At 70.7% G+C, this 8,547-nt stretch carries 7 protein-coding genes and 1 pseudogene; 5 read left to right on the forward strand and 3 right to left on the reverse strand.

The genetic code is table 11. The annotated features are described in order from the left end of the window. Positions 1 to 72 precede the first annotated feature (72 nt). The 5 genes and pseudogenes from ACFULQ_RS03870 (at position 73) to ACFULQ_RS03890 (ending at position 3,915) form a co-directional block, all read left to right on the forward strand. The gene (locus ACFULQ_RS03870) at positions 73 to 729 is read left to right on the forward strand and encodes a phosphatase PAP2 family protein (RefSeq protein WP_383537699.1); all 657 of its coding nucleotides are present in this window, start codon (positions 73 to 75) and stop codon (positions 727 to 729) included. Further along, positions 726 to 1,439 carry a phosphatase PAP2 family protein gene (locus ACFULQ_RS03875; protein ID WP_383537702.1) on the forward strand — a complete coding sequence of 238 codons (714 nt, stop codon included), beginning with the start codon at positions 726 to 728 and terminating at the stop codon, positions 1,437 to 1,439. Before ACFULQ_RS03870 ends, ACFULQ_RS03875 begins: the two co-directional genes overlap by 4 nt. Positions 1,440 to 1,479: 40 nt before the next feature. Further along, positions 1,480 to 1,854 (forward strand): annotated as a pseudogene (locus ACFULQ_RS03880) (superoxide dismutase); the annotation flags it as partial. A 289-nt stretch (positions 1,855 to 2,143) separates the two neighbouring features. Continuing rightward, a complete protein-coding gene (locus ACFULQ_RS03885; RefSeq protein WP_383537705.1) occupies positions 2,144 to 2,926 on the forward strand; it encodes an MEDS domain-containing protein in 783 nt (260 codons plus the stop codon). Beyond that, positions 2,923 to 3,915 (forward strand): anti-sigma factor RsbA family regulatory protein, encoded by a 993-nt coding sequence (locus tag ACFULQ_RS03890; protein ID WP_383537707.1) that lies wholly within the window; start codon positions 2,923 to 2,925, stop codon positions 3,913 to 3,915. The genes ACFULQ_RS03885 and ACFULQ_RS03890 overlap by 4 nt, the downstream gene beginning before the upstream one ends. 215 nt (positions 3,916 to 4,130) lie before the next feature. On the opposite strand, the gene ACFULQ_RS03895 is transcribed toward ACFULQ_RS03890, so the two are convergent. From ACFULQ_RS03895 to ACFULQ_RS03905, 3 genes are all read right to left on the reverse strand, one after another. Beyond that, the gene (locus ACFULQ_RS03895; RefSeq protein ID WP_383537710.1) at positions 4,131 to 5,855 is read right to left on the reverse strand and encodes an acyl-CoA dehydrogenase family protein; all 1,725 of its coding nucleotides are present in this window, start codon (positions 5,853 to 5,855) and stop codon (positions 4,131 to 4,133) included. Positions 5,856 to 5,964: 109 nt separating this feature from the next. Next, a complete protein-coding gene (locus tag ACFULQ_RS03900; RefSeq protein ID WP_383537713.1) occupies positions 5,965 to 6,540 on the reverse strand; it encodes a PadR family transcriptional regulator in 576 nt (191 codons plus the stop codon). Between the two features lie 166 nt (positions 6,541 to 6,706). Further along, positions 6,707 to 8,350, reverse strand: coding sequence for a peptidoglycan-binding protein (locus tag ACFULQ_RS03905; protein WP_383537716.1), 1,644 nt, complete (start codon positions 8,348 to 8,350; stop codon positions 6,707 to 6,709). Positions 8,351 to 8,547: the final 197 nt, after the last annotated feature.

Genomic DNA, 8,547 nt, shown 5'->3' on the forward strand with positions numbered 1-8,547 from the left:
TAATTGTAGTCGGTCGTGGACCGTCGTGCCGGGGGGTCCCGTCCGCCTGGTCGCAGCGAAGGGAAGCACCGGATGACCGCCACCGTAGCCGGGCCACCGCACCTCACGGCGGCCCCCATGGGAAAGCTCCTCGCCCTCGGCGGGGCGTCGATCGACGGCTCGGCCTACCGCCATGTCGTCGCGCTGGCCCAGCGTGTCCCCGGCTGGCTGGACACCGTGGTGTCGGCGTGGTCGGCGTACGGGCTCCTGGTCTTCGCCCTGTTCATGGTCGCGGGGTGGTGGCGCGCCAGACGCGTGGACGCCACGGCGGCGGTGACCGCGCTGGCCGTGCCCGCGACCGTCGCCGCGGCCTACGGCGTCGACGCCGTGCTGAAGCTCCTCGTGCACGAGCAGCGACCCTGCCGGACCCTCACGGTGACGACACTGGAGGCCTGTCCGGCGCCCGGCGACTGGTCGTTCCCCAGCAATCACGCGGCCATCGCCGCCGCCTCGGCCGTCGCGCTGCTGTTCGTCTCCCGCCGACTGGGCGCGTGGGCGGTGGCCGCCGCGCTCGCGATGGCCGCTTCCCGGGTGTGGGTCGGCGTGCACTACCCGCACGACGTACTGGCCGGCCTGGCCGTGGGCGCCGCGGTGGCCTTCGGCCTGATGACGCTCATACGACGGCGGGCAGGGACCGTCGCCCATCTCCTCACCGGCACGCCGCTGAGCCCGTTGCTCGCGCTCTCATGAAGCGCGGTGACGTCACCGAACTGGCCGGCAGTGTCGGCGTCGGCGCCTGGACGGCGTTCGCGGTCCTGGCCGCCAACGCCGTCGGGGGTGACGGCGGCCCGCTCTGGTTCGACCAGCCCCTGTTCACCTGGTCTCTGCACCACCGCACGGGCCTGCCGGCGGCCCTGGCGCGTGGCGTGACCGCCACCGGCACCGGCGCCCTTCCGTATGTGCTCGTCACGCTCGCCGGTGTCGTGGCCGGACGGACCGCGCGGCAGCGCCTGGCGGCCGCGGCGCTCGGCCTCGCCTGCCTCGCCGGCGGACAGGCCCTGCGCTACGGCGTGATGGAGGCCCTGCACCGGGCCCGACCCCCGCGCGCCGACTGGGCCACGGCCGCGAGCGGCTGGTCCTTCCCTTCGGGGCACGCCACCACGGCGGCCCTGACGGCGGGACTGCTCGTCGTCGCGCTCACCCTGCGCGCCCCGCGCGGCGGCACCGCCCTGCGCGTCGCGGTGGGCTGCTGGGGAGCGCTGGTCGGGCTGACCCGCGGCTACCTCACCGTGCACTGGTTCAGCGACGTGATCGGCGGCTGGCTGTTCGCCGCGGGCTGGCTCGGGCTGTGCCTGTGCGCGGCGGCCCACTATCTGCCCGCCGCGTTCCTCGCCCCCCGATCTCCGGAGGGGCACGCGCCCCGAGATCCTGGTCGTGGAGGACGATCAGACCCTGGGTGACGTCCTGCGCCGCGCCCTGTGCGACGGGGACTTCGCTCCCTCGATCAACGGCCTGGAGAAGAACCTGGCGCTCCACCTCTCCGGGTACATCCTGCACAGCATTCACTGGCACAACATGACCGGCGACGGCGGTGGTGAGCCCCTGGAGGCCGACGGCGTCGGGGAGTTGGCGGACGCGATCGCCGAGTTCTTCGGCTCCTACGCCGGTTTCAAGGCCCAGCTGACCAAGGCCGCGGCCACCACGCAGGGTTCGGGCTGGGGCGTCCTGGCCTACGAGCCGCTCAGCTGCCGCCTCCTCGTCGCGCGGGTCTACGACCACCAGGGCAACGTCGGCCAGGGCTCCGCCCCCATCCGGGTCTGCGACGCCTGGGAGCACGCCTTCTACCTGCAGTACAGGAACCAGAAGGTCGACTTCAGCCTGCTGCTCGCCCCGTGAGCGTCTCGGGCACTTCTTGAGAACGTCCTGCCTCGTGATCGTCTTCTCAACCCTCACCGGCAGGCGGGAGGACGGAGGGCTCCCGCAGGTCCCATGCCTGGGGGAGGAGGGCGTCGGGGAGCGGGCGTATCGCAGCGAGGGAGGAGCGCCCCTTGGTTCGACGGCGCAGGCCGCTGTGGGCCCCCGTAGGTGTGCCACCGGCCGCTACGGGCAGGAGGGGGAGGATGTGCTGTTGAGTAGGGTGAACGTGAGGCGAGGGGAGGTTGTGGTGCGAGCGACGCGCACGCTGGCGGCACTCGACGAGGTCGGCTCCGGTGACCACGTCCTGCAACTGCTGGATCCCGCGGACGACGTGTGGGACCGCAGCCGGGCCTTCCTCTCGGACGGTGAGCTCTTCGGCGACAAGGTACTGATCGTCGGACCGGTCTCCCGGACGACCGCGGCCTTCGCCCCCGTGGTGCTCGACCCCGCCCGGCTGAACGGTTCCCTGATCTCCGCGGTGCGACGCGAGGCGGCGAGCGCGGAGCGTGAGGGGTACCGCTCGCTGCGCGTGCTGCATCACGTGACCTGCGACAGGTCCGCGGTCGACGCCGAGCAGCTGCTGCGCAGCGAGCTGGACCTGGAGGAGTTCGCCGCGGACAGCGGTGCTCTGGTGGTCTGCGCCTATCAGCGCGGTGAGGAGAACACGCCGGCACCCGGACAGGCGACGTGCGTACATCCCCAGCACCTGGGCGGCCGTCCGACGTCACCCGCCTTCCAGGTGTACCGGACCGGCAAGGACGGCTGGACCGTGACCGGGGTCGTCGACGCGGACAGCGCCCCCGCTTTCGGCGCCGTCCTTCGCACGCTGCTGTGCGAAGTGATCACGGTGCGCCTTCTCTGCCACGGCCTGGACTTCCTCGACGCTGCCGGAATGAGCTCCCTCGCCGACGCGGCCCGTTGCCTGCCGGACCGCAAGGTGGTGCTGGAGGGGACGAACGAGACCGTACGCCTGGCCTGGGAGCTGACCGGCTTCGCAGATCCTTCGATTCCGGTGGTGATGACGCCGTGACCTCCTCCCCTCCCCGTGCCGACTCCTCGCCCCCGGGCGAGGGCTATCGGCACGAGCTGTACCCGTACCGGTCCGGGGAGGAGTTCCTTGAGGGCACCGTGGGCTTCATCAGGGAGGCGCTGGACGGTGGGGAGGCCGTCGTGGTGGCCGTCCCCGAGAACAAGGTCTCCCTGCTGCGCGCGGAGGTCCCCGACGACCGTGCGGTGCAGTTCGTCGACACCAGTCCTCTGGCACACCATCCGGGTCGTCTCATCGGAGCCTGGCGGGAATGGATCAAGGAGTACACGGCGCAGGGCCGACCTGTGCGCGGGATCGGTGAATCGCCCTGGGCGGAGGCCCGCTCGCGCTCCGAGGTGGAGGAGCTGCGCTATCACGAGTGGCTGCTGAACAGGGCCTTCGCCGACGGCCCGGCCTGGTGGCTGTTGTGCCCGTACGACCTCGCCGGTGAGCAGGCGGCCATCGAGCAGATGGCCCGCTGCCACCCCGAGATCCGCGCGGACGGCCGTACGACACTCTCCGCCGACTTCGACCGGCAGGCGCCGTTCGACTTCGTCCCGCTGACGCACCCCTGCGATCCCTACGACGAGTTCACCTATTCGAGCGGTGATCTCCCCGCGCTGCGGGACAAGATCTCCGCCTGCGCCGAACTGCTCGGTCTGACCGGTCACCGGCTGCGTGAGCTCCACCTGGCCGCCACCGAAGTGGCCGCGAACAGCATCCGTCACGGAGGCGGCCAGGGCGTCCTGCGCACCTGGGCCGAGAACCGCCGTCTGGTGTGCGAGTTCCGGGACGCCGGCTACATCAGCGACCCCCTCGCGGGCCGGGCCAGGCCGGACCACACGCAGATGGGCGGACGGGGACTGTGGCTCGTACACCAACTGTGCGACCTCGTGGAAATCCGCTCCACCCCCAGGACCGGGACCACGATCCGCCTGCACACCGAACTCCCGGCCGACCCCGGTGCGGCGAACGGGCGTTCTGAGGTCTAGACGGTCCGTCGCCCGGCGGGGGAGGCGGGGTCCGGCTGGGGCTCGGTGTTGCGGCTGGTGAGGCCGTCGAGCGAGATGCGCAGGAGGCGGCGCCACAGGCGCTGAGCTTGCCTTCAGTGATCAGCCAATCGCCGTCGATGTCATGGATGACGACGAGCGCCGGCAGGCGGCCTGACGTATCACCGGGTGGGAGGTGTTGTGCATGGCTGGTGTGCCTACAGGGCCATCTCGTAGGCGCCGGACAGCCCCTCGACCCGCTGCCACACCCGGTCGGTGCGTTCCGGGTCGACGACCGGGCGGCGGACCGCGTCCAGCGCCCACTCCTGCTGCTGCGGGGTCGCTGAGTCCTTGCCGTGCAGTTCTACGGCGTGGGCGGAGAAGTCCCTGACCAGGACGGCGAAGAGTTCGTCGAGGACGTCTTCGTCGAGGGCGGTGAGACGGGCCTGTTCCAGGACGAGCTGGGCGTGGACGACGAGAGCGAAGAGCTGGCCGACGGCGAGGAGGAGGTCGAGGTCGCGGCTCTGTTCGGCGTCGGGGGCCGCGGTGGCGACGAACTCGCAGAGAGCGTCGGCCTGTTCGCGCAACCGGGCCACGTTGGGCAGGTGCGCGTACGCATCGAAGGCGGGCCGCCAGTCGTGGAAGCGCACCGAGCCGAGCCCACGGGCCGGTCCCTGCCGGAACAGGAAGGAGTCGTCGGCGGCGTCGAGGCGGGTCGGCACGTCGGGGTAGGAGGCCGGGTCCAGGAGGTGGCTGCGCATGAACTTCAGGATCAGCGCCAGGTTGACGTGGACGGTGCCCTCCAGCTTCGGCAGACCGCGGATCTCCACGGCCGCCTGGGCGAAGTAGTTGTCCTTCTCGAAGCCCTTGGCGGCGATGACGTCCCACATCAGGTCGATGACCTTCTCCCCCTCCGTGGTCACCTTCATCTTCGTCATCGGGTTGAAGAGCAGGTAGCGGCGGTCTTCGGGGCCGGCGGCGCGGAAGTAGTCCACCGCGCGGTCGCTGAACAGCTTCATCCCCACGAGCCTGACGTAGGCGTCGGTCAACTCCCGCCGCACATGCGGGAACGCGGTGACGGGACGGCCGTACAGGACACGGTTGTGGGCGTGGGTGACCGCCTCGTACATGGCGTGTTCGCAGATGCCGATCGAGGCGGTGCACAGGTTGAACTTGCCGACGTTGACCGTGTTGAGAGCGGCGTCGAAGGCGGCGCGGCCGGTGTGCAGGACGTCCTCGGCGCGGACCGGGTAGTCCTCCAGACGGAACTCGCTGACGAACTTGGACGAGTCGACGACGTTCTTGACCAGGTGGTAGGCCGGGTGACGGCTGTCGGCGGCGAAGAACACATAGCCGTCGGGGCCCTCGACGTCGGTGCGGCGGCCGAAGACGGAGACGAGACCGGCGGCATTGCCGTTGCCTATGTAGTACTTGGAGCCGGTGGCGCGGAAGCCGCCGTCGCCGTCGGGCTCCAGCAGCATGTCGGTGGAGTAGATGTCGGCCCCGTGTGTCTTCTCGGACAGGCCGAAGGCGAACACCTCGCCCTGGGCGAGGAGTTGGGCGGCGCGGTCGCGGGCTGCGGCGTTGTCGCTCTGCCAGACCGGGCCGAGGCCGAGGATGGTGACCTGCCAGGCGTACCAGTAGTCCAGGCCGTAGAAGCCGAGGATCTCGTTGAGCGCGGCGATCCGGGCGGTGTCCCACCGCTTGTCCGCCTCGCCGTCCCCGGCGGCTGCGGACGGCGTCAGGAAGGTGGCGAAGAGGTTCTCCTTCGCGGCGAAGCCGAGGAAGTCACCGAGCCACGCGCGCGTGCGGTAGTCCTCGATCAGCTGTCGCTTCCCCCGCTCCTCGAACCAGTCCACGGTGGCCCGCAGCAGGCGGCGCGTCTCGGCGTCGAAGTGCGCGGGGTCGTAGGTGCGAGGGTTGAAGAGGAGCTGGTCAGCCATGGTGAGGACTCCTTGGGTTGAGGGACTTCGGACAACTGGAAAGTCTGGCTGCGATCAGCGATCAGCGATCAGCGATCAGCGATCAGCGAGCTGCGAGGGCGTTCAGGGATCAGCCGTCGCCCGCATCGAAACGGGCCAGCGTGGCGAGCACATCGTCCAGCCAGCCGATCATCATCCGCTCGTAGGCGATACCGCCGCGCAGGACGACGTGCTGGAGTTCGATCTCCGCATCGAGCGGTGCGTCCAGCGCCGCCGCCCTCGCCACGGGGCCGGTGAAGTCGCGCTGCTCGCCCGCGAGGTAGTGCGCCAGCCGGTCGCGGTGGGCCTGCCGGTGCCGCTCCACCTCCTGGATCAGGGCGGTGGGGTCGTCGAAGGCGGCTCCGCGGATCTTCACCGCCAGGTCGTGCCGGACGCTGTCGGGCTCGATCGGATCGTGCAGCCACGAGGACAGCGCGGCCCGGCCGAGATCGGCGACGGAGTACTCCTTCTTGTCCGGCCGCCCCTGCTGCGGGACGTCGCGGGCGTCGACCCAGCCGTCGTTCTCCATGCGCTTGAGCACGCGGTAGATCTGCTGGTGGGTCGCGGTCCAGAAGTAGCCGATGGACCGCTCGAAACGCCGGGCCAGCTCATAGCCGGACCCGGGCTTCTCCAGGAGCGACACCAGGATCGCGTGTTCGAGCGCCATGCCGACGATCGTGCTATGCAACTCGTTGCATAGCAAGTCCGGGACCTGCCGATGCGACGCGGCTCACCCCGGGGTGCCCCCGCACGCGGGACGGCCGGCCGTCGCCTGAGTCGTCAGGTCGGACGGCCGGCCGGGTCCACGTGCCTTGCCGAGGGTCTTTCCGCGCTCAGCGGACCCTGATGAACACCACGTCGTAACTGCTGTTCGTGGAGCGGGACTTGACGTAGACGCCGTCGCCGCCGCCGTTGGGGTTGCCCGTGTTGCCCTCGACGGTGGTGAAGGACGAGCCGGACACGGTCCGTACGAAGCCGATGTGCTCGTGGCCGCCGGTGAAGTCGCTGCCGCCGTCCCAGTCGAAGGCCACGATGTCACCCGGCTGCGGGTTGGACGTCACGGAGAGGTGGTAGTTGCCGGCCCGCGCCTGCTTGACCCAGCCCGAGACATAGGTGTTGCGGTAGGAGGTGGCCCCGGTCTGCTTGGCCACCCAGCTCACGAAGGTCGCACACCAGGCATAGTTGCTGGTGGACAGCGAAAGGCCCACGGCCGAGCCGTAGCTGTTCGCGCGGGCGCTGCCCTCGGCCGTGCCGACCTCGGCCGCCGCCACGTCGAGGATCTTGGCGTAGCCGCCGCCGGGCGGCGGAGAGGACGGCGGGGTGACCGCGCCGTACAGGGCGGCCTTGGTGTTCGTTCCCACCTGGCCGTCGACCGAGAGGCCCTTCTCGGACTGGAAGTCCCGGACGGCGCTGCTCGTGAGCGGGCCGAAGTCGCCGTCGACGGCGAGATCGGCTCCGTGGTGGTTGAGCAGGCTCTGCAACTCGGTGACGCAGCCGCTGCGTTGGCCCTGCACGATGTTGGCGGGGCAGGAGGAGGAGTTCAGGTTGATCGGCGCGGGTGCGCCGTTGCCGCCGCCACCGCCGATGTTCGAGTACAGCGCGGCCTTGGTGTTCGGGCCGACCTCACCGTCGACGGACAGACCGCTGGCGGACTGGAACGCCTTGACGGCCGCCAGGGTCTGCGGGCCGAAGCTGCCGTCGACGTCGAGGCTGTGCCCCTTGCCGTTCAGCAGGGACTGCAGCGTGGCGACGCAGCCGCCGCTCATTCCCTCCACGATGTTCGCCGGGCAGGACGCGGACCTCAGGTCCAGGCCCGTCGACGGCGACTCGTCGGTGTCGTACAGCTCGCGCTTGGTGTTGGTGCCGACCTGGCCGTCGACCGAGAGGCCGTGGGCCGACTGGAAGCTGCGGACGGCGGCGGCGGTCCCGGAGCCGAAGTCGCCGTCGACGTCGACGACGTAACCGTGGTGGATGAGCAGCCGCTGGAGCTCGGTGACGCATCCGCCCTTGGCGCCCTGCACGAGGTTGGCGGGGCACGAGGAGGAGTTGAGGTTGATGGGAGCGGGGGCCGAGCCGCCGGTCGCGTACAGCTTGCTCTTGGTGGCGGGTCCCACTCGTCCGTCCACCGCGATCGCCGTGGCCGCCTGGTACTCACGGACCGCGTAGAGCGTGGCCGGGCCGAACTGTCCGTCCACCTGGAGACCGGCGCCGTGCGTGTTGAGGAGGTTCTGCAACTCCGTGACGCAGCCGCTCGTCTGGCCCTGCAGGATCTCGTTGGGGCAGGACGCGGACGTCAGCCTGATCGGGGCCGGTGCCGCGGACGCCGGACCGGCGCCGAGCACGATGCCGGCCGAGACCATCGCCGCGGTGGCCGCGAAGATCCCGACGCGGATCCGCCAGGGCGTGCCGGGGCGGTGCGGGTCCCGGTGGGGTGGGTTTGCGTCTTCGGCGCGAGTGGGGAACGCGAGTCTTCCCATGGCAGGTTCTCCTTCGGTTGCGGGAGGGCGAGAGACCGCTGCGGCGAGGTGTGCGGGGGCCGGGGCGTAGAGCGTGAACAGGGACGCGCGGCCCGTCCTTGCCCGGCAAGGACAGCCCCCGCCCCCTCACAATAAGAACAGCCCCCAACCCCCGCCGGAACGCCCCCCCGGGGGGGGAGGGCCGGGCGTCAGGGCCC

The sequence above is a fragment of the Streptomyces sp. NPDC057253 genome (genome assembly GCF_042669125.1).
Taxonomy (GTDB): domain Bacteria; phylum Actinomycetota; class Actinomycetes; order Streptomycetales; family Streptomycetaceae; genus Streptomyces.

Bases quoted from the DNA above. Each gene is read 5' to 3' on its own strand.
- ACFULQ_RS03870 (WP_383537699.1), top strand. From the start codon at position 73: ATGACCGCCACCGTAGCCGGGCCACCGCACCTCACGGCGGCCCCCATG.
- ACFULQ_RS03875 (WP_383537702.1), top strand. From the start codon at position 726: ATGAAGCGCGGTGACGTCACCGAACTGGCCGGCAGTGTCGGCGTCGGC.
- ACFULQ_RS03900 (WP_383537713.1), bottom strand. From the start codon at position 6,540: ATGGCGCTCGAACACGCGATCCTGGTGTCGCTCCTGGAGAAGCCCGGG.
- ACFULQ_RS03905 (WP_383537716.1), bottom strand. From the start codon at position 8,350: ATGGGAAGACTCGCGTTCCCCACTCGCGCCGAAGACGCAAACCCACCC.
- ACFULQ_RS03895 (WP_383537710.1), bottom strand. From the start codon at position 5,855: ATGGCTGACCAGCTCCTCTTCAACCCTCGCACCTACGACCCCGCGCAC.